General features: G+C 71.2%; 21 protein-coding genes and 1 pseudogene. 6 read left to right on the forward strand and 16 right to left on the reverse strand.

Features of this window, described 5'->3' with window-relative positions; all coding sequences use genetic code 11:
* Window positions 1-2,240: tetratricopeptide repeat protein (locus ABZ646_RS03505; protein ID WP_360512509.1), on the reverse strand; the 2,240-nt coding region annotated here is incomplete at its 3' end.
* A gap of 107 nt (window positions 2,241-2,347) precedes the next feature.
* Here ABZ646_RS03505 and ABZ646_RS03510 point away from each other — a divergent pair.
* Window positions 2,348-3,181 carry an alpha/beta hydrolase gene (locus tag ABZ646_RS03510; RefSeq protein WP_360512511.1) on the forward strand — a complete coding sequence of 278 codons (834 nt, stop codon included), beginning with the start codon at window positions 2,348-2,350 and terminating at the stop codon, window positions 3,179-3,181.
* 99 nt (window positions 3,182-3,280) lie between these two features.
* Here the strand turns inward: ABZ646_RS03510 and ABZ646_RS03515 are convergent, their stop codons facing one another.
* The 4 genes from ABZ646_RS03515 to ABZ646_RS03530 form a co-directional block, all read right to left on the reverse strand.
* Window positions 3,281-4,297, reverse strand: a complete 1,017-nt coding sequence (locus ABZ646_RS03515) for a 1-aminocyclopropane-1-carboxylate deaminase (RefSeq protein WP_360512513.1) — start codon at window positions 4,295-4,297, stop codon at window positions 3,281-3,283.
* Window positions 4,298-4,319: 22 nt separating this feature from the next.
* Window positions 4,320-4,973, reverse strand: coding sequence for a GntR family transcriptional regulator (locus tag ABZ646_RS03520; protein WP_360512515.1), 654 nt, complete (start codon window positions 4,971-4,973; stop codon window positions 4,320-4,322).
* A 66-nt stretch (window positions 4,974-5,039) separates the two neighbouring features.
* Window positions 5,040-6,479: an alkaline phosphatase PhoX gene (locus tag ABZ646_RS03525; protein WP_360512517.1), complete on the reverse strand. Its 1,440-nt coding sequence runs from the start codon at window positions 6,477-6,479 to the stop codon at window positions 5,040-5,042.
* Between the two features lie 182 nt (window positions 6,480-6,661).
* Window positions 6,662-8,092, reverse strand: coding sequence for a hypothetical protein (locus tag ABZ646_RS03530; RefSeq protein WP_360512519.1), 1,431 nt, complete (start codon window positions 8,090-8,092; stop codon window positions 6,662-6,664).
* A gap of 292 nt (window positions 8,093-8,384) precedes the next feature.
* On the opposite strand from ABZ646_RS03530, the gene ABZ646_RS03535 reads away from it, so the two are divergent.
* On the forward strand, window positions 8,385-10,211 hold the full coding sequence (locus tag ABZ646_RS03535; RefSeq protein ID WP_360512521.1) for an endonuclease/exonuclease/phosphatase family protein: 1,827 nt from the start codon (window positions 8,385-8,387) through the stop codon (window positions 10,209-10,211).
* A 14-nt stretch (window positions 10,212-10,225) separates the two neighbouring features.
* Here ABZ646_RS03535 and ABZ646_RS03540 read toward each other — a convergent pair whose 3' ends face one another.
* The 3 genes from ABZ646_RS03540 to ABZ646_RS03550 all read right to left on the reverse strand — a co-directional run bounded on the left by ABZ646_RS03540 (window position 10,226) and on the right by ABZ646_RS03550 (window position 12,331).
* Window positions 10,226-10,963, reverse strand: a complete 738-nt coding sequence (locus tag ABZ646_RS03540; protein WP_360512523.1) for an SRPBCC domain-containing protein — start codon at window positions 10,961-10,963, stop codon at window positions 10,226-10,228.
* Window positions 10,964-10,980: 17 nt separating this feature from the next.
* Entirely contained in the window at window positions 10,981-11,730 is a 750-nt protein-coding gene (locus ABZ646_RS03545; RefSeq protein ID WP_360512525.1) for a winged helix-turn-helix domain-containing protein, read from the reverse strand.
* A gap of 121 nt (window positions 11,731-11,851) precedes the next feature.
* Entirely contained in the window at window positions 11,852-12,331 is a 480-nt protein-coding gene (locus ABZ646_RS03550) for a hypothetical protein (RefSeq protein WP_360512527.1), read from the reverse strand.
* 177 nt (window positions 12,332-12,508) lie between these two features.
* Between ABZ646_RS03550 and dapA the strand changes: the two genes are divergently transcribed.
* Complete coding sequence (gene dapA / locus ABZ646_RS03555; protein ID WP_360512529.1) at window positions 12,509-13,444, forward strand: 4-hydroxy-tetrahydrodipicolinate synthase; 936 nt, start codon at window positions 12,509-12,511, stop codon at window positions 13,442-13,444.
* Here the strand turns inward: dapA and ABZ646_RS03560 are convergent, their stop codons facing one another.
* Together ABZ646_RS03560 and ABZ646_RS03565 are read right to left on the reverse strand one after the other, a co-directional pair.
* On the reverse strand, window positions 13,445-14,662 hold the full coding sequence (locus ABZ646_RS03560) for a WD40 repeat domain-containing protein (RefSeq protein WP_360512531.1): 1,218 nt from the start codon (window positions 14,660-14,662) through the stop codon (window positions 13,445-13,447).
* Window positions 14,659-15,219, reverse strand: a complete 561-nt coding sequence (locus ABZ646_RS03565; RefSeq protein WP_360512533.1) for a SigE family RNA polymerase sigma factor — start codon at window positions 15,217-15,219, stop codon at window positions 14,659-14,661. Before ABZ646_RS03565 ends, ABZ646_RS03560 begins: the two co-directional genes overlap by 4 nt.
* Window positions 15,220-15,358: 139 nt before the next feature.
* Between ABZ646_RS03565 and ABZ646_RS03570 the strand changes: the two genes are divergently transcribed.
* Entirely contained in the window at window positions 15,359-15,868 is a 510-nt protein-coding gene (locus tag ABZ646_RS03570) for a hypothetical protein (protein ID WP_360512535.1), read from the forward strand.
* A 972-nt stretch (window positions 15,869-16,840) separates the two neighbouring features.
* Here the strand turns inward: ABZ646_RS03570 and ABZ646_RS03575 are convergent.
* The 4 genes and pseudogenes from ABZ646_RS03575 to ABZ646_RS03590 all read right to left on the reverse strand — a co-directional run bounded on the left by ABZ646_RS03575 (window position 16,841) and on the right by ABZ646_RS03590 (window position 20,241).
* Window positions 16,841-17,455, reverse strand: a complete 615-nt coding sequence (locus ABZ646_RS03575) for a sulfocyanin-like copper-binding protein (protein ID WP_360512537.1) — start codon at window positions 17,453-17,455, stop codon at window positions 16,841-16,843.
* Complete coding sequence (locus ABZ646_RS03580) at window positions 17,452-17,730, reverse strand: hypothetical protein (RefSeq protein WP_360512538.1); 279 nt, start codon at window positions 17,728-17,730, stop codon at window positions 17,452-17,454. The genes ABZ646_RS03575 and ABZ646_RS03580 overlap by 4 nt, the downstream gene beginning before the upstream one ends.
* Window positions 17,731-18,205: 475 nt before the next feature.
* Window positions 18,206-18,709, reverse strand: a pseudogene (locus ABZ646_RS03585) (tyrosine-type recombinase/integrase); the annotation flags it as partial.
* A 632-nt stretch (window positions 18,710-19,341) separates the two neighbouring features.
* Window positions 19,342-20,241 (reverse strand): ribosome-inactivating family protein, encoded by a 900-nt coding sequence (locus tag ABZ646_RS03590; RefSeq protein ID WP_360512540.1) that lies wholly within the window; start codon window positions 20,239-20,241, stop codon window positions 19,342-19,344.
* An 849-nt stretch (window positions 20,242-21,090) separates the two neighbouring features.
* Between ABZ646_RS03590 and ABZ646_RS03595 the strand changes: the two genes are divergently transcribed.
* Window positions 21,091-21,345 carry a hypothetical protein gene (locus tag ABZ646_RS03595; RefSeq protein WP_360512542.1) on the forward strand — a complete coding sequence of 85 codons (255 nt, stop codon included), beginning with the start codon at window positions 21,091-21,093 and terminating at the stop codon, window positions 21,343-21,345.
* A 518-nt stretch (window positions 21,346-21,863) separates the two neighbouring features.
* Window positions 21,864-22,193 (forward strand): hypothetical protein, encoded by a 330-nt coding sequence (locus ABZ646_RS03600; protein WP_360512544.1) that lies wholly within the window; start codon window positions 21,864-21,866, stop codon window positions 22,191-22,193.
* Window positions 22,194-22,602: 409 nt separating this feature from the next.
* Here the strand turns inward: ABZ646_RS03600 and ABZ646_RS03605 are convergent, their stop codons facing one another.
* Together ABZ646_RS03605 and dapD are read right to left on the reverse strand one after the other, a co-directional pair.
* Window positions 22,603-22,899 (reverse strand): hypothetical protein, encoded by a 297-nt coding sequence (locus ABZ646_RS03605; protein WP_360512546.1) that lies wholly within the window; start codon window positions 22,897-22,899, stop codon window positions 22,603-22,605.
* A 224-nt stretch (window positions 22,900-23,123) separates the two neighbouring features.
* Window positions 23,124-24,110 carry a 2,3,4,5-tetrahydropyridine-2,6-dicarboxylate N-succinyltransferase gene (dapD, locus tag ABZ646_RS03610; RefSeq protein ID WP_360512548.1) on the reverse strand — a complete coding sequence of 329 codons (987 nt, stop codon included), beginning with the start codon at window positions 24,108-24,110 and terminating at the stop codon, window positions 23,124-23,126.
* Between the last annotated feature and the right edge of the window lie 229 nt (window positions 24,111-24,339).

Genomic DNA, 24,339 nt, shown 5'->3' on the forward strand with positions numbered 1-24,339 from the left:
GCCGCCGTCCGTTCGGCGGCGGCCGCGTCGCCGGCCGTGGTGAACAGCCGGTGCGCCTCGGCGAGTCGGGCCCGGGCCTCGGCCGTGTCCCCGCAGTGCTCCAGGGCGGTGGCGAGTCCGCTGAGCGCCTGGGCCTTGAAGCGGTCGGTGCCGCCATGAGTGGCCGGGGTGATGACGGCCCGGTAGGCGACCACCGCCTCGGGCCAGCGCCGGAGGGCCAGCAGGTCACGGGCTATCTGATGGCGCAGGATCGCCTGGGCGAACTCCTGGAAACCGGGCACGTCCCCCGTGTCCGCCCCGAGCAGGCCCCGGTGCACGGCCAACGCCTCCTCGGCACGGCCGGATTCCCGCAGGGCGCTGCCCAGCACCCGGCGGGAGACCGCCTGCCCGGCCCGGTCACCGGTCGCCTCGAAGAGCCGTACGGCCTCCTCGGCGGCCCGGGCCGCCTCCGCGGGCCGGTCCAGCCTCATGCAGGCCCCGGCGATGTAGGTCCACGCCCAGCCCTGCTGGCCGGTGTCACCGGCCTCGGTCGCCAGGGCCAGCGCCTGCCGGGCGTGCTCTTCGGCCTGTTCGTACCGGGCGCCGCCCACCGAGTACGTCCAGGCGAGGCAGTTGAGCTGGTGGGCCTGGGCCGCCGGGTCGCCGAGCGCCGCGGCGGAGCGGACCCCGTAGGTGAACAGGGTGCGCCACTCGGGCCAGGTGTCCCAGCGGTCGGAGAACCAGTACAGCGTGCGCGCCGTGTGGACGATCTCCGCGTGCCGCTCCGCCTCGAACATGAGCCGCAACGCGCCTGCCCAGTGGGCGCGTTCGGTGCTGAGCCAGTCCTCCGCCGCCGCCGCGGACGCGGGGGCGAAGGCAGGGGTGGCGCCCGCCCACGGCTCGGGCGCACCGGGTGCCTCGAACCACCGGCCGGCCGCCGAGGCCGACCGCAGCAGCCAGTCCGCCGTGCGCAGCGCGGCGGCCTCGACGGGCGGCGCGGGTTCCTCGGCCCGCAGCCGCTCGCGCGCGAAGAGCCGTACGAGATCGTGGAACGCGTAGCGGCCCGGCCTGGGCTCCTCCAGCAGGCCCCGCTCGACGAGGAGGTCGAGGGCGTCCCGGACCGCGACCGGGTCGTCGTCGCCGGTGAGCACGGCGGCGAGGTCGGGGCCGGTCTCATGGCCGGGGAGCAGGCTGAGGCGGCGGAGCAGCAGCCTGCGGGGAGCCGTGAGCTGGCGGTAGGAGAGGGCGAGCGCGCCGCGTACCGCCAGGTCGCCCGCGACCAGGGTGCCCAGCCGCCCTTCCTCGTCGGCGAGTTGGTCCGCCAGCCGGGTGGGGGTCCAGGCGGGGCGGCTGGAGAGACGGTTGCCGACGATCCGCAGGGCCAGCGGCAGATGCCCGCACAGCTCCGCCAGTCGGCTGATCCCTTCCGTCTGTCCTTCGGTGCGCGGGGTTCCGAGGATCCGTTCCAGCAGCGTCACCGACTCCCTGCCGCTGAGCGCGCCGAGCCTGATCCGCCGGACGCCCTCCAGGCCGGTCAGCGGCCGTCGGCTGGTGACGAGCACGAAGCCGCCCTCCGCGTCCGGCAGCAGCGGCCTGGCCTGTGCCTCGTCGGCCGCGTCGTCGAGGACGACCAGCACCCGCCGGTCGCTGAGCGTGGCCCGGTAGACGGCCTCGCGTGCCACCGGGTCCACCGGGATCCGGTCGGGCGGGTGTCCGAGTGCCGTCAGCAGCAGGACGAGTGCCTCGGCGGCGGGCACGGGCGTGTCGCTCATGCCGTGCAGTTGCACGCTGACGCAGCCGTCCGGGAAGTGCTCTCCCGTCAGCTGCCGCGCGGCCTGCGCGGCGAGGGTCGTCTTGCCCTGCCCACCGGGTCCGAAGAGGACCACGGCGCGGGTGCGGACCCCCTGGGCGAGCGCCTCCAGGTCCGCCAGTTCCCGCCTTCGTCCGGTGAAGTCCGGGACCGTGCGCAGGAGGTACGGCGGCGCGGCCGGACCGCCGCGTTCCCGGCCGGCGTCGGCCAGCCGCTGGAGGCGCTGCCGCTGCTCGTGGTCGAGTCCCAGGGCTGCGGCGAGCGCGTCGACGGTACGGCGCTGGGGTCCGCGGCTGCGGCCGCGTTCCAGGTCGCCCAGGGCGCGGACGCTGACGCCGGACGCCTGTGACAGCTCCTCCAGGGTCAGCCGGGCCGTCCGGCGCAGGGAGCGCAGCGTCACGCCGAAGGCGGTGCCGCCGTGGGGCAGGTCGGAAGAGGAACGTCTGGTCATCACGACAATTAGAACAAGCGCTCTCTACTTCCGCCTGCACTTCTGCCTGGCGGCGGCCCGACGACGGTGGTGTGCTGGACTCTCCGAACCGAGGAGGACGAACCGTCATGCCGTACATCACCGTTGGCGAGGAGAACAGCGCGCCGATCGAGCTCTACTACGAGGACCACGGCACCGGCCAGCCCGTCGTGCTGATCCACGGGTACCCGCTCGACGGCCACTCCTGGGAGAAGCAGCTGCCGGTCCTGCTGGAGGCCGGACACCGCGTCGTCACCTACGACCGCCGCGGCTTCGGCCGCTCCTCCCAGCCCACCACGGGCTACGACTACGACACCTTCGCCGCCGACCTCGACAAGGTGCTCACCGAACTCGACCTGACGGACGCGGTCCTGGTCGGCTTCTCGATGGGGACCGGCGAGGTAGGCCGCTACCTGGGCACGTACGGCTCGGGCCGGGTCGCCAAGGCGGTCTTCCTGGCCTCCCTGGAGCCCTTCCTGCTCAAGACCGACGACAACCCGACCGGCGTCGACCAGGCAGTCTTCGACGGCATCCTGGACGCGGTCACCAAGGACCGGTACGCCTACTTCACCGCGTTCTACCAGGACTTCTACAACCTGGACGAGACGCTGGGCAGCCGGATCAGCGAGGAGGCCGTCCGCAACAGCTGGAACGTGGCGGCCGGTGCCTCCGCCCACGCCTCCGTGGCCTGCGTGCCGACCTGGATCACCGACTTCCGCGCCGACGTGGCGAAGGTCGACGTCCCCGCGCTGATCCTGCACGGCACCGGGGACCGCATCCTGCCCATCGACGCGACCGGGCGTCCGTTCCACGCGCTGCTGCCGTCGGCCGAGTACGTGGAGGTCGAGGGCGCCCCGCACGGCCTGCTGTGGACGCACGCCGAGGAAGTGAACGCCGCCCTGCTGTCCTTCCTCGCCAAGTAGGTCCCCGCGCACCCGGCCGGCTGCCCGCACGGCCGGCCGGGCAGCCGGGCACAGTGGTCCGGCTGCCCGGAGGTGCGCAGGCGCCCGCCTAGGGCGGCCCTAGAAGAGCGCGCTGTAAGCGTTCAGCGCGGGCTGGCCGCCCAGGTGTGCGTACAGGACGGTGGAGCCGCGGTCGATCTCGCCCCGTTCGACCAGGTCGATCATCCCCGCCATGGACTTGCCCTCGTACACCGGGTCCGTGACCATGCCCTCGGTGCGGGCCGCCAGGCGCATCGCGGCCAGCGTGGTGTCGTCCGGGACACCGTAGACGCCCGCGTGGTAGCGCTCGTCGAGTTCGACGTCGTCGACGGTCAGCTCACGCCGCAGACCTATGAGCCGGCCGGTACGGTGGGCGATCCGGGCGATCTGTACGCGGGTCTCGACGGGCTCGGCCGAGGCGTCGATGCCGACGACCCGGCGCCGGCGTCCGCCCGCCTCCTCCAGCGCCGCGAACCCGGCGACCATGCCGGCCTGCGTCGAACCGGTCACCGAGCACACGATCACCGTGTCGAAGAAGACGCCCGCCTGCCGCTCCTGCTCGGCCACCTCGTACGCCCAGCCCGCGAAGCCCAGCCCGCCGAGCGGGTGGTCGGAGGCGCCGGCCGGGATGGCGTACGGCTTGCCGCCGGACTCCTCGACCTCGCGCAGCGCCAGCTCCCAGCTCTCCTTGAAGCCGATCCCGAACCCGGCCCGCACGAGGCGCACGTCGGCCCCGGCCAGCCTGCTGATCAGGATGTTGCCGACCTTGTCGTACACGGAGTCCGGCCACTCCACCCAGCTCTCCTGCACCAGCACGCAGGTGAGCCCGGCACGGGCGGCGACGGCGGCCACCTGGCGGGTGTGGTTGGACTGCACCCCGCCGATGGAGACGAGCGTGTCGCAGCCCTTGGCCAGCGCGTCCGCGACCAGGTACTCCAGCTTGCGGGTCTTGTTCCCGCCGTAGGCGATCCCGGAGTTGCAGTCCTCCCGCTTGGCCCACAGCGCGGCGCCGCCGAGGTGGGCGGTGAGCCGCTCCAGGGGGTGCACGGGCGACGGGCCGAAGAGGAGCGGGTAGCGGTCGTACGAGGAAAGGGACATGGGGCGCCTCCTGGAGGAGCGGTCAGTGGGTGTCGTCGTCTGCCAGGTCGCCGAGGGTGTGCCAGATCTCCGCCGTGACCCGCGCCGCCGCCTCCGCGTCCCCCGCCGCGCAGGCCTCGATCAGGCGCTCGTGCAGGCCGGCCGAGCGACAGGAGCCGCCCTCGCCGAAGCGACGGCGCTCCAGGCGGCGGATGAGCGGGGTGTAGCGGGCGACGGTGGCGGCGGCCGCGCGGTTCCCGGCCACCCGGACCAGCACGTCGTGCAGGTCGTCGTCGGCGCGCAGCGCCCCGTCCACGTCACCTGCCTGCACGGCGGCGGCGAACCGGACGTTGGACACGCGCATCTCGTCGAGGTCCACGTCCCGCAGCCGGGGTACGGCGGCCCGGGTGACCAGTTCGTGCATGGCGCCGACCACGGCCGCCGCGTCCCGCACCTCGGCGGCCACCACCGGGGTGACCCTGGTGTAGCTCTGCGGCTTGCTCTCCAGGAGCCCCTCGTCGACGAGCCGGGAGAACGCCTCCCGTACCGGCGCCCGGGACAACCCGAGCCGCTCCGCGAACTCGGCGTCGCGCACCACCGCGCCGGGTTCGATGTCCCCGGCGACGATGGCGTCCTTGATCGCGGCGTAGGCACGGTCGCGGAGCAGGGTACGGGCGACGGGTCGCAGAGCCTCCATGAACTGAAATGTTAGATATCAATCAGGCGACGGACAAGGGTGCGCACGTGCGAGGGAACCTGCGATCTACCGTTGCCCGCGCTTCCAGGGCCCCGTGATCGCGAGCATGATGCCCGGGGTCTGGATGTTGGCGTACAGGGTCCGGCCGTCGGGCGAGAAGGTGACGCCGGTGAACTCGCTGTACTCCGGGTCGTCCGCGGTGCCGATGTTCAGTTCGTTGCAGGCGATCGGGTAGGTACGGCCGCTTTCGGTGGCGCCGAACAGGTGCTGGAGGCCCTCGCCGTCCTCGGCGATGACGAGACCGCCGTACGGGGAGACGGTGATGTTGTCCGGGCCGTCGAAGGCGCCTTCCGCGGACGGGTCCGGGTTGACGCCGATGAGGACCTTGAGGGTGAGGGTGCGGCGCTTCGGGTCGTGGAACCAGACGGCGCCGTCGTGCTGGACGGGGCTCTCCGCACGGGCGTAGGAGGAGACGATGTAGGTGCCGCCGTCGCCCCACCACATGCCCTCCAGCTTGCGGGCACGGGTGACCTGGCCGGTGCCGAACTGCTTGCGCACGGAGACCGACTTCGCGTCGCGGTCGGGGACGTCCACCCAGTCGACGCCGTAGACCGTGCCGGTCTTCGTGGCGCGGGAGAGGTCGTCGACGAACTTGCCGCCGGAGTCGAAGCACTTGAAGGCCTGGAGGGTGCCCGCGTCGTCGGCGAGGGTGCGCAGCCTGCCGCGGCCGTGGCGGAAGCCCTGCGGCGGGGTCCAGCGGTAGAGCAGGCCGTTGGGCCCCGAGGCGTCCTCGGTGAGGTAGAGGTGGCCGCGCCCGGGGTCCACGACGACGGCCTCGTGGGCGTACCGGCCGAGCGCCTTGACGGGCTTGGGGTCGCGGTTGGCCCGGCGGTCCTCGGGGTCCACCTCGAAGACGTAGCCGTGGTCCTTCGTCATGCCGTCGGCGCCGGCCTTGTCCTCGGTCTCCTCGCAGGTCAGCCAGGTACCCCAAGGGGTGGTGCCGCCCGCGCAGTTGGTGGACGTGCCGGCGATGCCGACCCACTCGGCGACGTGGCCGCCGGGCCGGACCTCGACGACCGTGCAGCCACCGGAGGCGGCCGGGTCGTACACCAGGCCCTCGGTGAGCGGGACGGGGTGTTCCCAGTCGGCCCGCGGGCCCTTCAGCTCGTGGTTGTTGACGAGCAGGGTGGCTCCGCGCGGACCGTCGAAGGTGGCGGTGCCGTCGTGGTTGGAGGGGGTGAACTCGCCGGACTCCAGCCGGGTCCGGCCGCTGTACGTGATGATCTCGTACGTGAAGCCGGCGGGGAGCGCGAGGATGCCGTCGGGGTCGGCGACCAGCGGGCCGTAGCCGACGCCGCCGTGTCCGTGCGCCGACCCGGCCTCGGCGGTGTCGGTGGCGGCGAGCGCGTTCGGGGCGGTGGCGAGGGCGCCGACGCTGCCCGCCAGCGCGACACCGGCACCGGTGATCGCGGATTTCCTGGCGAAGTCCCTGCGGGTGAGCGACATGGTGTCTCCTGTGACGGTCGGAGTGCCGTGGAGGGTGGCGGACCTCAGGACGGCGCACACGCTCCCGGCCGCTCCTGAACGCCGGTTGAACAGCGGGCGACATCGGCTCCGGCTTTTCCATGAATCCGTAAGCACCGGCCCACGGAAGCCAAAAGTCACACCGCGGAAACCCCTCCCGCTCCCTACACCCCGTGCTGGGAACGCGCCTTGAACGCCGCCTTCCTGGCCTCCTTCGCCACCTTCTTGTCCGGGTGCAGCCGGCCCATCGCCTCCAGCACGTCGGCCGTGTCCGGGTGCTCCACCCGCCACGCCTCGGCGAAGAACCCGGCGTGCTGCCGGGCCAGTCCCTCGACGAGCAACTGGAGTTCCTCCGAGTTCCCCTCGGCCGCGAGCTGCGCGGCCACCGTGTCGATGGTCAGCCAGAAGATCAGGTCCTGGGAGGGCTGCGGCACGTCGGCCGCGCCGCGTTCGGCGAGCCAGACCCGCGCCAGACCGCCCAGTTCGGGGTCGTCCAGGACCTCACGGAGGGCGGGCTCGGCCTCCGGACCGAGCAGCGACAGCGCCTGCTGGCAGCGCAGCCGCCGCAGCGGGGCGCCCGCGTCCGCGCCGCGCGCGGCGGACAGCAACTCCCGTGCGGCGGCCAGGGATTCACGGCGGGCCAGCCACTGCTCGGTCTCGGCCCGCGCGGCTCCCTGCGGGAAGGCGGCCGTACCGTCGAGCAGCGCGTCCGCGCCCTTGTCGGCGAGTTCGCCGACCGCCGGCGCCCCGAAGCCCGCCTCCAGCAGCCGCGCCCGCAGCCCGTAGGCGCCGAGCGGGGTGAGCCGCACCATGCCGTAGCGGGAGACGTCGGCCTCGTCGACCGGTCCGGCCGCCGGTTCCTCGTCGCCGTCGGCCATCAGCGCCTCGTCCACCGGCTGGTACTCGACCAGCCCGACCGGCTCCAGCAGCCGGAACTGGTCGTCGAGCCGCATCATCGCGTCGGAGACCTGTTCGAGGACGTCGTTGGTCGGCTCCCCCATGTCACTGGGCACGATCATCGAGGCGGCGAGCGCGGGCAGCGGCACCGGCGCCGCACCGGGTCCGTCCTCGCTCGCCGTGAGCAGATAGAGGTTGCCGAGGACGCCGTCGAGGAAGTCCGCCTCCGCCCGGGGGTCCCAGCCGAGTGACGAGAAATCGACCTCCCCGCCCTCGTCGAGCGCGTCGACAATTCCGTCCAGGTCGGGCACGCTCGCGTCGGCGATCACGGTTTCGAGCGCCGCCTGCCACACCGCGAGGACGTCGTGCGGCGAGCCGCCGGTGAGCTGCCCCAGCTCCTGCCCCGCCGCCACGGTGCCGGCCTCCTCGTCGACGATCTCGACCAGCCCGGCGTCCACGGCGACCCGCCAGGCCTCGCCGGCGTAGGCGGCGGCATCGTCCCCGGTGAGGCCGAGCAGCTCGGCGGCGGCCGGGAGCTGCTCCTCGACCAGTTCGCCACCTGCGTCGACGCGGGTGTCCGGGCCGGCCCAGCGGGCGAGCCGGGCGGCCCGGGAGAGCAGCGGCGTGGACAGTGCGGCGCGCGCCAGCTCCGCTTCGGGGAGCAACCGCACCGGCGGCAGGGGCGAGCTGTCTGACATCGGTTTGGTTCTCCTCGGATGCCTGGGCGGTCGTACGGCGACCTGGACGCCGTATCGACATCCGTACGGCCCTGGACGCCGTACGGCTCAACCGCTCAGCCTAGACGGATTTCCACCCATGCCGACCGGTTCATCTCCCCACCCGGTCCCGCACATGGCCGAAACCTTGACAACTCCCGCCGCCACCCAGGAGATTGACGCGCGTAGAAACTGAGGGGACAACTGTTCACCCGTTTTCTACGCGTGTCACACCCTCGTCCCGGCACGTCCGTATGTCCCCGGAGGGATCCCCTTGCCGAGCAGGTCTTCCGCGCGTCTCGCCGCGCTCACCGTCGCCGCCGTCTGCAGCGCGGCGTCCACCGTCGCCCTCACGTCACCCGCGCAGGCCGACGGGCTGCGCATCCACGACGTCCAGGGCACCACGCGCATATCCCCGTACGCCGGCCAGAAGGTCACGGACGTCCCGGGCATCGTCACGGGCACGCGCACCTACGGCTCCTCCAGGGGTTTCTGGCCCCAGGACCCGACGCCGGACGACAACCCGGCCACCAGCGAGGGCGTCTTCGTCTTCACCAGCTCCACCCCGAAGGTCGCGGTCGGCGACTCGGTCACGGTCAGCGGGACGGTCTCCGAGTTCGTCCCGGGCGGCGCCTCGACCGGCAACCAGTCGGTCACCGAGATCACCAAGCCGACCGTCACCACCCTCTCCACCGGAAACCCGGTCCCCGCGCCGGTCGTCATCGACTCGCGGTCGGTGCCCCGCCTCTACGCCCCCACGGGTGACACGGCCGCCGGCAACTCGATCAACGGCCTGCCGCTCCAGCCGGAGAAGTACGCCCTGGACTACTACGAGTCCCTCGAGGGCATGAACGTCCGGGTCGAGAACGTCCGTGTGATCACCGCCACCGACCCGTACGCCGAGCTGTGGGTCACGGTCAAGCCGCACGAGAACGCGACCCGCCGCGGCGGCTCCCTGTACGCCTCCTACGACGACCAGAACACCGGCCGTCTCCAGATCCAGTCGCTCGGTCCGACGGCCGACTTCCCGGCGGCGAACGTCGGCGACACGCTGACCGGCACCACCACCGGCCCGATGGACTACAACCAGTTCGGCGGCTACACCCTCGTCGCGAGCGAGCTCGGCACCCTGAAGAGCGGTGGCCTGCAACGCGAGACGACGAGGAAGCAGGCGCGCGGGGAGCTGGCGGTCGCGACGTACAACGTCGAGAACCTCGACCCGTCCGACGGCACCTTCGCCGCGCACGCGTCCGCGATCGTGAACAACCTCCAGTCGCCCGACATCGTGTCCCTGGAGGAGATCCAGGACGACAACGGCGCCACCGACGACGGCACGGTCGCCGCGGACGTCACGGTGAACAAGCTGATCGACGCGATCGTCGCGGCCGGCGGCCCGAGGTACGACTGGCGTTCCATCGACCCGGTCAACGACCAGGACGGCGGCGAGCCCGGCGGCAACATCCGCCAGGTCTTCCTCTTCAACCCCCGGCGGGTGTCCTTCGTGGACCGCGCGGGCGGCGACTCCACCACCGCGGTGGGTGTCACCAGGGTGCACGGCAAGGCGCAGCTGACGGCCTCCCCGGGCCGCGTCGCCCCGGCCGACCCCGCCTGGACCAGCAGCCGCAAGCCGCTGGCCGGCGAGTTCGTGTTCCGTGGCAGGACGGTCTTCGTGATCGCCAACCACCTCAACTCCAAGGGCGGCGACCAGGGCCTGACCGCGCAGTACCAGCCGGTGGTGCGCAGCTCGGAGACCCAGCGTCACGCGCAGGCGACGCTGGTCAACGCGTTCGTCAAGAACATTCTCGACGTCCAGAAGAACGCCGAGGTGGTCGCGCTCGGCGACATGAACGACTTCGACTTCTCCGGCACCACCGAGATCCTGCAGAGCGGCGGCGCACTCTGGTCGGCGATCCAGTCGCTGCCCGAGCGCGAGCGCTACACCTACGACTACCAGGGCAACCAGCAGGTCCTGGACCAGATCCTGATCAGCAAGGAGATCCGCCGCAACGGCGACTTCCAGTACGACAGCGTGCACATCAACTCGGAGTTCCACGACCAGATCAGCGACCACGACCCGCAGGTGCTGCGCTTCCGCCCGTGACCGTCCGGCCCCGCTCAGGACTGGCCGAACACGCCGTTCAGCCAGTCCTGCCAGGCCGCCTCGTTCGCCGCGGCGTCGGCGTCCGGCGCGAAGTCGTGGACGCTGATGCCGACCGGGGCGCCCCAGTGGTTGCGTCCGAAGAACCGGACGAGGGCGTGGTCGGTCCGCAGCCCGACGAAGTACGGGTCGCGGTAGTCCACCACCGCGTCCAGGATCCGCCCGCCGGGCCCGCGTACGGCCGCCTTGGCGCCCTCGGCCGTGTCGTCCGACAGACCGAGGGCCCGCGCCACCGCATCGAACGCGCCCGGCGCACGGGACGCCTCCGGCCCGTTCAACTGGGCGAAGGTGACCGGGCGGGGCGCGAAGTGGGTGAGGTACTCGCGCAGGGTGTGCAGATAGAAGCCGGTGTGCCGGTTCGCGCCGTCGTACTGGTTGTCCCAGTCGTCGGTGAAGATCCCGCTGTGCACATAGCGCACCCAGGCGCGGCGGCCCTCGTCGCGCGGCTCGACGAGGTGCTCCAGCTGGTTGGCGCTCTGCGTCGGGAAGCCGACGTCCTCGCTGCGGGTGACCAGGTGGTGCGGCGGGTCGTAGGCGGTGACGGTGGAGCCGAACGCCGCCGCGCCGCCGACCCGGGGCTCGGGCGGCTCCATCGGCCACAGGTAGCCACCGGTGCCGTGGGTGATCGCCTCCCACACCTCCGCAGGCGTGGCGTCGACCTCGAACTCACGGACGATCTCGAATTCCTTGGACATGACGGGACTCCTGCTGCCTACTGATCCGGTCCGGAGGCGGTGACGCCGGGCGCCGCGGCCGGCTGACCGGCCACAGGCACAGCCGTTCTGCCGCCCGCGGGGACGGGAGGCGCTCCGGCCGGGGGTGACGACGAAGCGTCGCCGACAGCGGGTGCGGGGGGTTCCTCGTGCGCGGAGGCGGGTGGTTCCTTGAGTGTGGGGTGGACGGCGACGACGATGCGGTGGTCTCGGCCGCCCGCCGCGTCGGGCGCGTCGTACTTGCGGATGAGCGCGCTCACGCCCGCAGTCAGCTCCTGCACGAAGGCCGCCCGGTCGGCGGCGGAGGCGAAGCGGACCTCGCCGTCCAGCGCGTAGGTCGCCAGCCGCTTGCGGGCCTTGGCGGCTCCGGTGATCAGCGCGCCGACGTCGCGCACCAGACGGGCGCCGAGCGCGAGCAGCCAGCGCGCGGAGAGCTGGTCGCGGAAGCGGTCCGGGTCCGGCTGCACGGCGGGCAGCGCGGCCGGCGAGATGACGTACGACGCGGCGGTCGCCCGCATCAGCCGCTCGGTGACGTTTCCCTTGCGCCGCTCCCCCGCCAGCTCGACCAGGCCGTGCCGCTCCAGCGCCTTGAGGTGGTAGTTCACCTTCTGCCGCGGCAGCCCCACCTTGCCTGCCAGCATCGTGGCCGACGCGGGCGCGACGGCCAGTTCGGCGAGCAGCCGGGCCCGTACGGGGTCCAGCGACACCGCCGCCGCCTCGGGGTCCTCGATCACGGTCACATCCAGCATGGCCCCACCCTCCCACCGAAAACTTTTCTTGTCCAGATGGTTCAAGTTTTCGGCAGGACGGTGGGGCCGGGATCTGGCGGTGAGGCCGGAACCACGGTGGGGCCGGCCCTCCTGGCGGCGTTCAGCGGCGCGAACCTCGGCGCAGCACGCCCACGGCCACGCCCGCGGCGGCGAGGGCGGCCCCTGCGATCAGAATCTGACGGGGGCGGCGCAGGGCGGCGCGGACCGCCATGCGCGCGGGCTGCGCGAGAGGCCCCCGAGTGGCCCGCCCGGCCTCGGCGACCTTCTCCGAGGCGAGGTGCCCCGCCCGCCCGGCCTGCTCCTGGACGACGTGTCCGGTCCTGAGCGCCCGCTCCTGGACCGTGTGCCGCGCCTTCAGCATCTGCTCCTGAGCCGTGTGCCCGCCCCTGACCGCCCGGTTCTGGGCCTGGTGACCGGCCTTGGTCGCGCCCGAGCGCAGCTGCACGCTCAGCGCGCCGGCCTTGTCCATCAGATCGGCGGCGCGCGCCTGGGTGCGCCCCTTGAGGTCGGCCTTCGCCGCCAACGTTCCCGCGGTGTCGGTCAGTCGAGTCCCCGTTCCGCGTGCGGTCCTCTTCGTCATCGGTGCCCCTCCTGAGTGTCGTCGGCTTCCCCTCTGCTTGACACTGCGGGTACCCGGATCAGCGGCGCTCAGCCCTGCACATGCCACCGCCAGAAGTGAACGCCGTAGCATCACTAAGATATGAGCCGTAGAAGAATTAAGTAGAGCTAATCCGTTCTCCGCGCCGACACTACCCCTATGACGACCCCACGAGGCACCACCCCCTCTCCCTCCCCTGCCCCCGTACCGCGCCCCTTCGGACGCACCCTCTGCGCGATGATCACGCCGTTCACCGCAGCGGGGGCGCTCGACCTGGGCGGTGCCGGGCGACTGGCCGCACAGCTGGTGGCGGAGGGCTGTGACGGCCTGGTGCTGAACGGCACCACCGGCGAGTCGCCGACCACCACGGACACGGAAAAGGCGCGGCTGATCGCGGCCGTGCGGGAGGCGGTGGGCGAGCGGGTGCCGCTCGTGGCGGGCGTGGGCACGGCGGACACCCGGCACACCGTCGAACTGGCGCTGGCCGCCGAGAAGGCGGGCGCCGACGGCGTCCTGGTGGTGTCGCCGTACTACAGCCGGCCCCCGCAGGACGCGCTGGAGGCGCACTTCCTGGCGGTGGCGGAGGCGAGCGGGCTGCCGGTGATGCTGTACGACATCCCTGGCCGCACCGGTACCCGGATCGAACCGGAGACTCTGATCCGGCTCGCCGCACACCCCCGGATCGTCGCCGTGAAGGACTGCTCGTACGACTTCCTCGGCACCCAGAAGGTGCTGGCACGCACCGGGTTGGCGTACTACGCGGGCTGCGACGAGCACATCCTCGCCCTGTACGCGGTGGGCGCGGCGGGCTGCGTGAGCACGGTCGCGAACGTGGTGCCGGGGCGGGTCGCCGCGATCCTGGACGCCTTCGACGCGGGCGACACGGCCCGGGCGACCGGACTCCAGCTGCGAGCCGTCCCGTTGATCGAGGCGATGACGGCGGGGGCCCTGCCGGGCACGGTCACGGCGAAGGCCCTGCTCGCCGCAGTGGGCCTGCCCGCGGGACCGGTGCGGTCACCGCTCAGACCCGCCGACCGGGAGGCGGCCGACGGGCTGCGGGCGGTGTACGCGGAACTGGTGGCGGCGGCCGGCTGATCAGCGTTCGGCGAAGACCGGTTGCCAGCGGCCGGCGGAGCCGTCGTCTCCCTTACGGAAGCCGCTCAGCGGGACGACCTTGTCACTACCGACGGTGACGAGGACCAGCCGGTTGTGGTACTCGCTGTCACCGTCCTTGGCCACGTCCCAGGCGATGAGCGACTTGTCGTCGGCCCAGGCGAGCAGCTCCTGCCCGTGCACCTCGACCTGCTTTCCGGTGTTCAGGTCGAGGACCCAGGAGGAGGTCTTCATGGTCCGGCCCGCGAAGTCGCCGGCGACCCGCCTGCCGTCGGGCGACAGTCCCGCCTCGACGTACCACTTCAGGTTCCGCTCACCGGCCGGCGCGGACACCTCCTCCCCCCGGAGATCGTAGAACTGCATCCCGGGGTCGGAGGTCAGGCCGGACCAGACGTACAGTCCCGAGCGGCTGAGGGCGAAGTCCTGGCGGGAGTTGATGGTGGACAGTCCCATGCTGTCGCGCGGGTCGCGCACCTGGCTCCAGGGACCCTTCCCGGAGGCCACGTCGAGAACGTAGAAGCCGGTGCGCGGCATGGTGGGCGGCATCGAGAAGACTTTGACGTCCTTGTCGTCCCGCGTCTGGATCTGGACGTCGGGATCGGTGGCGTAGGTCGTCGCGACGAGTCGGCGGCCGTCGTGGGAGAAGGCGATCCCGCCGACGCCGTGCTCGACCGGGATCCAGCGGGCCACCTTGCCGGTGCCGAGGTCGAGCAGGCCGATCCGCGAGGTGGGCAGCCGCCGCTCCAGTACGGCGGCGGTCTTCAGGCCCGGGGCGACGGCGACGTACGACCAGCGTGCGTCCTTCTCGTAGCGGCCGGTGCGCTGGTCCAGCAGCCAGTAGGTGCGGGTGCTGTGGGAGCGGCGGGCCTTCTCCTTGACCGTGTCGACGGTGTAGTAGGCGGCCATGGTGGCGGCGCCGGCCCGGATCAGCTCGCGGGGCGGCGACTGGTCGGGGTGGGCGCGGGTCTCGTCGGGGTCGAGGACCCCGGCGGGCCGTACATCGGGCTTGCCGCCGTCGAGCAGCGGCACGCCCACCGCGACGGCGACCGCGGCCGCGGCGGCCACGGCGACAGCGGCGATACGACGGGTCCGGCGGTGCCGGCGGGCACCGAGGACCCGGTCGGCGAATCCCGGCCCCGCGGGGAGCTGTTCGGCGGCCTGATCACGCAGGGTGTCCCGGACGAGTTCCTCGACGTTCACGGCCGCACCTCCACGGGCGAGTAGTCACGGGACGGCGGCTGTTCGGGTCCGGGGTCCGGATCGAGGGCGGCCAGTTCGGGCGCGAGAGCGCGCAGCCGGGCCAGGGAGCGGTGGGTGGTGGAGCGTACGGTGCCGACGGAACAGCCGAGCAGTCGCGCCACGTCGGCCTCGGGGAGGTCCTCGAAATAGCGCAGGACCAGTACGGTGCGCTGGCGGGCGGTCAGCCGGGAGAGGGCCGCGCGGAGTACGAGCCGCAGCTCGGCGGCGGACGCACTGTCGGGTGCCGGCGGGCTCTCCGGCGGCTCGGCGACGCTGAGTTCACGCCGTCGCCACTTCAACCGCCAGCGGCTGATCTGCTGCCGGTAGAGGACCTGCCGTACGTACGCCTCGGGCTCGTCGATGCGCTGCCAGCGGTCCGCCGCCTTCATCAGGGCGTTCTGCAGCAGGTCCTCGGCGGCATGCCGGTCACCGCCGGTCAGCAGCACGGCGGTCCTCAGCAGCGCCGTGGACCGGGTGTCCACGAACTCCCGGAAATTCTCCTGCAGTTCCGCATCCATCGTCACCTTCTCTTCCCCCGGGCCCACCTCGTGTCCGGGCCCCGTACCCGTGCTGACGCGCGCGGGGCGGCGCCACTATGCCTGTCCGGCGCGGAAAACCTCAGCGTGCCCCGTCCACCCGCTGCCGTACGTTGTCCCCATGAGCCGCCCCCTGCTGTTCCTGGACGTCGACGGCCCCCTCAACCCGTACGCCGCGAAGCCTGAGCGACGCCCTGAGGGCTTTACGACGATCCGTGCGGCCGTCCGACCCGGGCGCCCCCTGCGGGTGTGGCTGAACCCGGACCACGGCCCGGCACTGCTCGCCCTCGGCTACGAGCTGTGCTGGGCGACCAGCTGGATGGCCGCGGCCAACCGCTGGATCGCCCCGGTGGTGGGCCTGCCGGAGCTGCCGTACGTCGACTTCGGCCGGGGGCTTTTCGCGGAGCGGCCGGACGGGGTGCACTGGAAGACGGAGGCGATCGTCGGGTACGCCGCCGGGCGGGCGTTCGCGTGGGTGGACGACGAACAGAGCCCGCCGGACACGCTGTACGTCCGCGCCCACCATCCCGGCCCTGCCCTGCTGCATCATGTGAACCCGCGGGTCGGCCTGCGCGAGGCGGACTTCACCACGCTCGCGCTGTTCAGGACGTCCCTGCCGGACGCCGGCTGAGCGGGCCGTGCCGGAGCCGTGAACCCCGTGTGGTGGGCGGCTTCGCGACGCGCGTCGCACGGGTCAGGCGTCGAAGCGGCGGCGGGCGGTCTCGAGGTGACCGAAGTAGGGACTCGGTGGTGCCGGGCGGCTGGACCGGTTAGCCGTCCGGGCCGGGAAGGACGCGCGACAAGGTGGCAATCACACATGCACTCCACCATGAGTGCGATATCGCGCGGATCGGCCCGGGGACGGAGTGAGTCCTCCACCGGCGGGTGGGGGGCCGCGTTCAGATCGTTGAAGAGGGGGCGAGCCGGTGAAGGCAGCAGTGAGGATGCGACGGCCCGCTCCGGCTGCTCGCGACGCTTCCTTTGATGCCGGGACACGATGCCGCCACGCAGCGCGGCACGCCCGAGGAAAAGGTGGCTGCCCGGGAACAGCAGCTTCACCAGGATGAGAACCAGGACGGCGTTGGCGGCCCAGCCGGTCCACTTCGCGTCAGCCAGCGCGGCGCCGCCGATGCCGAGGTGTACCGCAACTATCAGTGCCCCGCCTGCTATCAGGCCCGAAGTGGTGCTCCGCGGGCCACGGCTCCTGCCCCCGCCTGGAGTTCCGCCTTCCGTGTCATGCTTTCTCTGCGGCAGGGCATCGGTGCCGACGAGCAGCTGCTGTACAAGCGTTTCCCGGACGTCCAGTCGATCCTGATCACCTGGCACGAGCGTCACGTCGGCGGACCCGGGGAACAGCTCGAAGCGGTCTTGCGAGATCGCCGCCTTCGTCCACCGGGACCAACACGTGGTCCAGGCTCAACAGCAGCCGCACGCCCTGGTCCGCGACGACGTCTCTCCCGGCGAATTGGCCGACTACTGCCTGCACGCGCTGTCCGCCGCCGCAGGGCTCTCCTCCGAGGAAGCCGTGCACCGCCTCGTCAACGTCACCCTCTCCGGCCTTGGGCCGTCGCACGGAGAGGGCCGACCGCCTCGGGCTCTTGGCTCACTTGGCGACATCCAGCTCGGTGTACATGCCGGCCGCGTAGTGGCCTGGCACATTGCACACCAGCTCATAGCGTCCTGGAGGCAACGTCACTGTGGTCCAGGCCGCCGCACCGGAGGCGATGCCCTCTCCGGCGCCACTGCCGCAGTTGCGGGACGCCTCGCCGAGACTGCCCGTTTCCGAAACCCGCCCGTCGGAGCCGATGGCACGTTCTCCGGCGGTCCGGCCCGCCGACAGCGGCAACACGATCACCTCGTGCGTGAGGGTTCCCGCATTGACCACCCGCAGCGTCACCTTTCCTGCCGGGACCGTCGCGGGGTGGGCCACCAGGCGCATCATTCCCATGCCGTACCAGCCGGGAAGGCCGTGGTTCGGCGCAGGCCGGTTCGGGCCCCCCGTCATGTGCCCCCTGTCCCATACGGTCACGTCGACCGCACTGCCTTTCGCGGCCGGCGCCGTGCACCGTGCGCCGCCCTGCGCTCTCCAGGAGGTCGGTCCCGTCCTGTGGAAGGCGCCAGACGCGGCCATCAGACCCGTCGTGGCGATGCCCAGCACCAAGGCCGCCGCGGCAATGGCGATCGCGGACCACACCGCTCGGCGGCGATGCGTGTTCACCGGTGCTCCCGAAGCAGCCCGAGCCGGCGTTTGTACTCGTCGTCGTCGATCTCCCCGCGTGCGAACCGCTCGGCAAGCAGGTCCTCGGCCCGACGGTCCTGCGACCTGCCTTCGCCGGAGGGGGGAGGCAGGTCGGCCTGCTGATGGTGACGCGTGCCGGCGAGGTAGCGCACCAGTGCGATGAGCCCGACGATCAGGACGGCCCAGAACAGCACCATGAACACGGTCATGACGAACCAGCCGCCCCAACCCCATCCACCGTCGTACCACATCATGCCGACCACTTCCCTCGGCTGACCGCTACGTCAATACCAGGTTGGATCACTCGGTCCACGGTCGCGCTGGGCCATAGTTCCCCACTCTGGGGCCGGAGGACCCTATGCCTCGTCCGGGCCGGCTGCGGTTCCTGTACAGCAGCGGAGTACCGCAACCACCGCAACTTCGGGTGGCTGCCGGCGGCCGTCGATGACCCCAGGACCAGCGTCCTCGTCCCAATGGCCATCCAGCCGATGGTTCGCGATGAAGAGGTAGTGCCAGACGCGTGCCAGATCGTACGGGGAACCAGGGGGAACAGCGGGGAACGAACGGACCATCCAGCAGGCGTTGACACCCTTGTCCCGCAGGTCAGGCCCACATCGGGCCCCAGACCGCCTCAGCTTTCCAAGCTGAGAGCGCGAGTTCGATTCTCGTCACCCGCTCCATGATTGAGGCCCAGGTCAGAGACCCGGGCCTTCTTGCTGTCCGCCTTGATCAGTTGTCGCGTGCGGCAGCTTCCTGCGCTTGCTCCCGCGCCTTGCGTACGGTCGCATCGAGGAAGGCTGCAACTTCCTGCTGTCGGTCGTCGTCGGAGTGCTGATAGATCAGCGCCGCCTTCTCCGAGGACTGGCCCGCGCGGACCATCGCGTCCTTGAGGGTGGCTCCTGAGCGGGTCGACAGGGTGTGTCCTGTGTGACGGAGATCGTAGAACCGGAAGCCCTCGGGAACGCCGGCAGCGGTACGAGCCCTGCGCCACTTCCGACCAGAAGCTGCTTCGGCGGAACGGAGCGCCCTTCTCGCCGAGGAAGACGAGACCGTTGGGTCCCTTGCCCTCGTACAGCTCCATGTGGATGCGAAGGTCCGGGCGAGGAACTCAGGCAGGTACACGGTGCGGGTGCCTGCTTCGGACCTGGTGTCGCCGGGGGCGCGGCGACGGAGGCCCGCCAACTCTTCGGGGCGGAGGGGGCCGTACGCGCCGAGTTAGACCATGAGCCGCCAGGGCAGGTCGGTCATGGGGTCCTCCGCAGCGGGACAACATCGGTGCGCAGGTGCGGCATCGTCGGCCGTGCGGCTTCGGAGGTGGCCAAGAGGGCCACGATGGTGATCGGTTGCTGGCAGCGCGGGCAGTCGCGGGTCGCGGTCGGCTCCAACGGGTCGCGGGCTGCGGCGGGTTGCCGAGATGTGGTCCGGGCCGGCGGCGGCGGGAGTGAGGCCCGGGCTGATCCGCGCCACCAAGGTCCAGTACACCCTGATCTCCGGACGGGTGGTCCACGACGCGGAGTCCCCGACTGGACGTGCCCGAACCGAGGCGGCGCAGCACATCGGTGCGCACAGCGCCGGCCGCACAGCGGGTGGCTCCTGCTGCCAAGGGCGCTGACTCACACAGACCAACGCGGCCCGGCTCACCCAGGGCAGCAGGCGAGGCGACGGCACATTCGAGAGGGGATACGTGGCCTGGGGCGTCGCTCTGACCAGAGAGTTCTGGACGCGTCTCCGAGCGTGTCCGCGCGCCGTCCCACGTCGCACGGTCGCGGGGAGGACCGCCCGGCGACGGTGAGCGGGCTCGAGGGCGGACACTGTCCGACTCCCGAGCCCGCTTACCAGTTCGGGCTGCTTTTCGCGCTTTCGGGCTAGTTCATCTTGATGTACAGGGCCAGGGCCAGCTGCTCGTCAAGCGCCTGCATCGTCGTGAAAGACCCACTGCCGATCTGGTAGTTCAGGGGATAGTGGTTCTGCGTCGCGTTCTCGGCCGCCTGGGACAGGCCTCCCCAGTTGTTCTCCAGATCCAGGGACGTCAGCGAGAGGGCGCCCGACCCGCCGTTGACTGCGGACGAGGACCCGGCGTAGAAGATGCCGTTGCTGCGCATCGCGTGGCCGATCCGGTAGGAGATGAAGTCGAAGCGGGCGCCCTCGGCAAAGGCCTGGACAAGGACGAGCAGGGCCCGCGCCTGGTCCCGCCAGTTGCCCCTCGACAGGTCGGTGATCGCACCCTGGATGGCACCCATGGTGATGCCGAGGGAACCGCGGTCGGCCCCAGCGGCAGACTCCATCTGGGTGTAGTTGAGCCAGTTCCGGTTCTGCGTAGCACCGTTCTGCCCCGGCATTGTGGCGGGTCCGGCACCCAGCCGGACGTACTGGTGGGTCACTTCGTTGTACCAGCCGGTCACGTACAGGTTCCGCGCGTTGAAGATCAGAGTGACCCGGCTCCCGCCCACCTGCAGGGTGAGGGGGAAGTAGTCGTCGCTCGTCCGTGTGACACGGATGCTTTGGTAGATGGACCAGCCGCCGCCCCGCCCGCGGAGGAAGTTGATGATGGCGTCGTACTGGTCGGCGTCGACGTTCGTCATGTCGAAGGTCATGCCATCGGTCGGGGTCGTCGCGCTGGCCAGCTGGACGTGCCCGCCCAGCGACTGGTGCTGCGCACCGGTGGTGAGGTTGCCGCCCAGACCGGCGAGGGCGACGGCGCCGGCGACGGCCGCCGAGAGTACGGCCGATGTGCTGAGCCTGCGGAAGATGTGTGCTCGGGACATGGTGTGCGCTCCGTTGTGCGTGGCCGGCGGGCCGGCCCAGGAAGGAGATGAACTGTGTCGAACGGCGTGCGGGCCATCGTTTTCCGACGTAACCGGACACCGGTACCCGGAGTTGACCGGGACCGCCCTGCGGGTCAGGCCCGCTTCAGGAGGATGGAAACGCTCCCACGACGGTGTGGGGCTTTCAGCGCTCGTGAGGGTCTGAGCGGCACCGGATCGGAGGTTCCGCTTCGATGGGCTCGGCCCCTCGTGCTGTGTGCCATGCGGCAACAACGCTGTTGTCGTGGCTTCCACCTGTGTGGATGACATCGACGATGCAGGTGAAGGACAGGCCGAAACAATGGGGGACGCATTGAGTGGGTAGGGCCGCCATTAGATGGGGATGGCCGATGATCTCGGCCCGAGCGGCCACTGCGCATGACCGAAGCAGGGCGTCCCGTACAGGACGGTGATGGTATGGCGGCCCAGCAGGGCTCTTCGGGACTCATGCCGCCTACCTGGCCGCCGTCACCGTCGCAGTCCATGCGGAGGGCGGCAACCCGTTCGGACAGGGGAGAGACCCATCCGTGCGGACGACAGCTCCGAATCACCAGTGAGGGCATCAGGAAGGCGTCCTCACCCGTCACCCGGCCGCAGTTGGGACGCTCCAGCCGGACGACGAGAGACGCGCCAAGTACCTGCCAACGTCAAGAGAAGCAGCAGGTCAAGCCCAACCGATCGCAGACTTCACACAGTTGGGGGGTCTCCGGCGGTAGCCCGAAATTGGCTGCGTTGCCTGAGCCTGCCGCCGTACCATCCCGGCTTGCCTCAGCCGCGCAGAGAACTTCCGCAACCCGGCGCAACACTACCGTGCACGCGCTCTGCACACCGGCCGAATCCAGCAGCGGCATCGAGGCGATGAACCCTCTGAAGAAGAGCCTGGGCTATCGCGCCTCTGCCGTCTCCGTCGAGGAGATGGAGACGCTGGCCGATGAGGTGACGCTGTTGCAGAGCGACATGTTCCGAGCGGGCTGGAACGCGCATGCCGCCCAGATGCCGGGCATGCAGAAGATCCCGGCGCCTGCGCCCGGGCAGACGGTCAACGGAGTCGTTGTGCCGGAGTAGCGGACCTCTCGACCACTCTTGACCCGCCACGCACGACCGGGACATCGGTGATTCCATGTGCGCCTGCAACGGCAGCTTGCCGACCGGGGCTCGTCTCCGGAAGGCGGCTTTCCGTCAGCCCGTGAGAAGCGCTCCCCGTTCCTCCGAGCCGACCGCGTGCCCATAGCGTGCCCATAAGACCGGTAAACCACGGTCAACAGCGGTGCGATCTTGCGCCCTCGGACGTCACGTCGCAGCACATACACCCAGGTCAGAAGCTATTCGCCTCTGCAAGCGCCGTCGCTTCCCAAGCTGATGGCCTGCCGGCTCAGTACGGCCGCGGAATCTCATGCTCGTCCGACGCCGCGTCGTACCGCTCCAGTGGACCACCCAGGTTCGCCGGCAGAAGGTCGGTAGAGTCTCGGGCTTCATCGAGGTCGCCTCGCTCGCATGCCGCCGCCGACTCGGCCACGTCACCGGGGGGATCCGCCGGTGCAAGGAGCCCTAGGTGTCCCGAGGCGCCATGTCATCATCGGGCGATGATGACTGAGGAGGAAGCGCGTCGGCTGGTGCTGGCCGAGATCGACGACGTGCGAGGCGACGTCGAGTACGACCTCCAGATCCTGCGCACAGAAGCCCTGCCCTTCGGGTGGATCTTCTACTGGGGAGCAGTCCGGGACGGCCGGAGCGGCCCGCGCCCTCGGCTGGGCGGCAACGGTCCCTTCCTGGTGGATCGCGAGAACGGCTGCTTGATCCGAACGGCCACCAGCGTTCCCGTAGCCCGTCAGATCGCTGACTACGAGCGACGGCTGCGTCGCGAAGCTCACGCCCGGAACGCGGCAGCGAAGCGAGATGCAGGGCAGCCATGAGTGTCCAGCTGGGTGACAACGAACCATGAGCGCAGGTGCGGAGCGCCCTGGCCCAACCTGGCGAGGTCACGGGTTCGAGATCGGCGACCATGAAGGAGAAGGACCGACTCAGGGCAGCGGGACAGCTGGTCTACGAAGAGGGCGGCGCGCAAAGTTTCACTGTGCGGTCCCACCACTCGAGGCATCGGGAACCCGATGGCCTCTTCCGCCGCGGCAACAGCCTCCGGTGCCGCGGGCGGCGGCAAAGCCCTCGACCGGGCCACGCTCCGCAACGCCGCCACAACCTCATCACCAGTCACCGGCTTCAGAGGCGACCGCCTGCGCACCGTGCCAGGTCCGCCGCGCCGAGCCTCCGAACGTGCGGGTCCGTGCGGTCGTGCCTTCGCGGGGCAGCAGCCCTCGACGAGGATCAGGCTGCCTGGCGTCGGCGAGTGCGGAGCCAGTGGACACCCTTCACGGCGTAGACGCAGGCCATGAATCCCAAGCCGGCGAAGGTGAGCCAGAACCAGGATTCCGCCACTGCGAGACTCAGCAGCATGCCGCCGAAAAGCAGCAGGGAGCCGACGACGTCCAGCAGGTCGAGGCGAGCCTTGAAACGCACCGCCGAATCGGACCCGCGCAGTCGGCGGACAACAGGAACGAGACCGAGGGCCTGCAGGACGACCAGACCGAGAGCGATCCACACGGACCAGCCGGGTATGTCCACGGCAGGCACTGTAGCGCGACCCCCACCATCAGCCTCCACGGGTGCCGCCCCCGTGGAGGCTGATGGTGGCCCCGCGCCCGGCAGGGGCACACGGGCCGGTGTGCCGCCGCTCGGAGGAAGCACGTGAACGCCCTCCCCCGGGCCGCCCTCGGGCCGTGGAAGGGCGCTCAGCGATGACCTGCGGAGACCGCTGCCGGCAGCCGCACAGCGCGGCCGCCGGTACGTCAGTTGTGGCTGTGCAGGATTTCGTTCAGGCCGCCCCAGACCGCGTTGTTCGGTCGGGCCTCGACGGCGCCGGAGACCGAGTTGCGGCGGAAGAGGATGTTGGAGGCGCCGTTGAGTTCACGCGCCTTGACGATCTGGCCGTCGGGCATGGTGACGCGGGTGCCCGCGGTGACGTACAGGCCGGCCTCGACCACGCACTCGTCGCCGAGCGCGATGCCGACGCCCGCCTCCGCGCCGATCAGGCAGCGCTCGCCGATGGAGATGATGACGTTGCCGCCGCCGGACAGGGTGCCCATGGTGGAGGCGCCGCCGCCGATGTCCGAGCCGTCGCCGACGACGACGCCGGCCGAGATACGGCCCTCGACCATCGACGTGCCGAGCGTGCCGGCGTTGAAGTTGACGAAGCCCTCGTGCATGACGGTGGTGCCCTCGGAGAGGTGGGCGCCGAGGCGGACGCGGTCGGCGTCGGCGATCCGTACGCCCTTCGGGACGACGTAGTCGGTCATCCGCGGGAACTTGTCGACCGAGGTCACCTGGAGGTGCAGGCCCTCGGCGCGGGCGTTCAGCCGGACCTGCTCGATCTCGTCGACGGAGACCGGGCCGAGCGACGTCCAGGCGACGTTCGCGAGGAAGCCGAACTGGCCGTCCAGGCTGAGGCCGTGCGGCTTGACCAGGCGGTGCGAGAGCAGGTGCAGGCGCAGGTAGACGTCGTGCGCGTCGATCGGCTTCTCGTCGATCGAGGCGATGACCGTGCGGACCGCCACGACCTCGACGTTGCGGCGGGCGTCCGGGCCGACCGCTTTGGCCGCACCCGCGCCGAGGAGTTCCGCGGCCCGCTCGGCGGAGAGCGTCTCGGTGCCGGCCGGGCCGGGCTCGGCGACCAGCTCGGGGGCGGGGAACCAGGTGTCGAGAACGGTGCCGTCGGCGGCGATGGTGGCGAGGCCGGCGGCGACGGCTCCGGTGGTGCGAACGTTCGTGTCGGTCATGGTTAGAAACCTAACGTGAGCTGGGCACCCAGAGCGAACCGCGTCTCACGTGCCGGTACCGGAGCCGGGGTCCGGACCGGTGGTCGTGAGCCGGGGTCCGGACCGGTGGTCGTGACGTGGCCCGAGCCCGTGCGCCGGGAGCCTGCTACGGAGGCGCGGCGCAGCGCAGCTCGACGGGGCCCGGCACGGCCCGACGGAGGAATCCGGGCCGGTGCAGCGTGCGCGGTAC

This window comes from Streptomyces sp. NPDC007162, from assembly GCF_040634175.1.
Lineage (GTDB): Bacteria > Actinomycetota > Actinomycetes > Streptomycetales > Streptomycetaceae > Streptomyces.

Coding starts and splice junctions, on each gene's coding strand:
- ABZ646_RS03510 (WP_360512511.1), top strand. CDS start 2,348: ATGCCGTACATCACCGTTGGCGAGGAGAACAGCGCGCCGATCGAGCTC.
- ABZ646_RS03515 (WP_360512513.1), bottom strand. CDS start 4,297: ATGTCCCTTTCCTCGTACGACCGCTACCCGCTCCTCTTCGGCCCGTCG.
- ABZ646_RS03520 (WP_360512515.1), bottom strand. CDS start 4,973: ATGGAGGCTCTGCGACCCGTCGCCCGTACCCTGCTCCGCGACCGTGCC.
- ABZ646_RS03525 (WP_360512517.1), bottom strand. CDS start 6,479: ATGTCGCTCACCCGCAGGGACTTCGCCAGGAAATCCGCGATCACCGGT.
- ABZ646_RS03530 (WP_360512519.1), bottom strand. CDS start 8,092: ATGTCAGACAGCTCGCCCCTGCCGCCGGTGCGGTTGCTCCCCGAAGCG.
- ABZ646_RS03540 (WP_360512523.1), bottom strand. CDS start 10,963: ATGTCCAAGGAATTCGAGATCGTCCGTGAGTTCGAGGTCGACGCCACG.
- ABZ646_RS03545 (WP_360512525.1), bottom strand. CDS start 11,730: ATGCTGGATGTGACCGTGATCGAGGACCCCGAGGCGGCGGCGGTGTCG.
- ABZ646_RS03550 (WP_360512527.1), bottom strand. CDS start 12,331: ATGACGAAGAGGACCGCACGCGGAACGGGGACTCGACTGACCGACACC.
- dapA (WP_360512529.1), top strand. CDS start 12,509: ATGACGACCCCACGAGGCACCACCCCCTCTCCCTCCCCTGCCCCCGTA.
- ABZ646_RS03565 (WP_360512533.1), bottom strand. CDS start 15,219: ATGGATGCGGAACTGCAGGAGAATTTCCGGGAGTTCGTGGACACCCGG.
- ABZ646_RS03570 (WP_360512535.1), top strand. CDS start 15,359: ATGAGCCGCCCCCTGCTGTTCCTGGACGTCGACGGCCCCCTCAACCCG.
- ABZ646_RS03580 (WP_360512538.1), bottom strand. CDS start 17,730: ATGATGTGGTACGACGGTGGATGGGGTTGGGGCGGCTGGTTCGTCATG.
- ABZ646_RS03590 (WP_360512540.1), bottom strand. CDS start 20,241: ATGTCCCGAGCACACATCTTCCGCAGGCTCAGCACATCGGCCGTACTC.
- ABZ646_RS03600 (WP_360512544.1), top strand. CDS start 21,864: ATGATGACTGAGGAGGAAGCGCGTCGGCTGGTGCTGGCCGAGATCGAC.
- dapD (WP_360512548.1), bottom strand. CDS start 24,110: ATGACCGACACGAACGTTCGCACCACCGGAGCCGTCGCCGCCGGCCTC.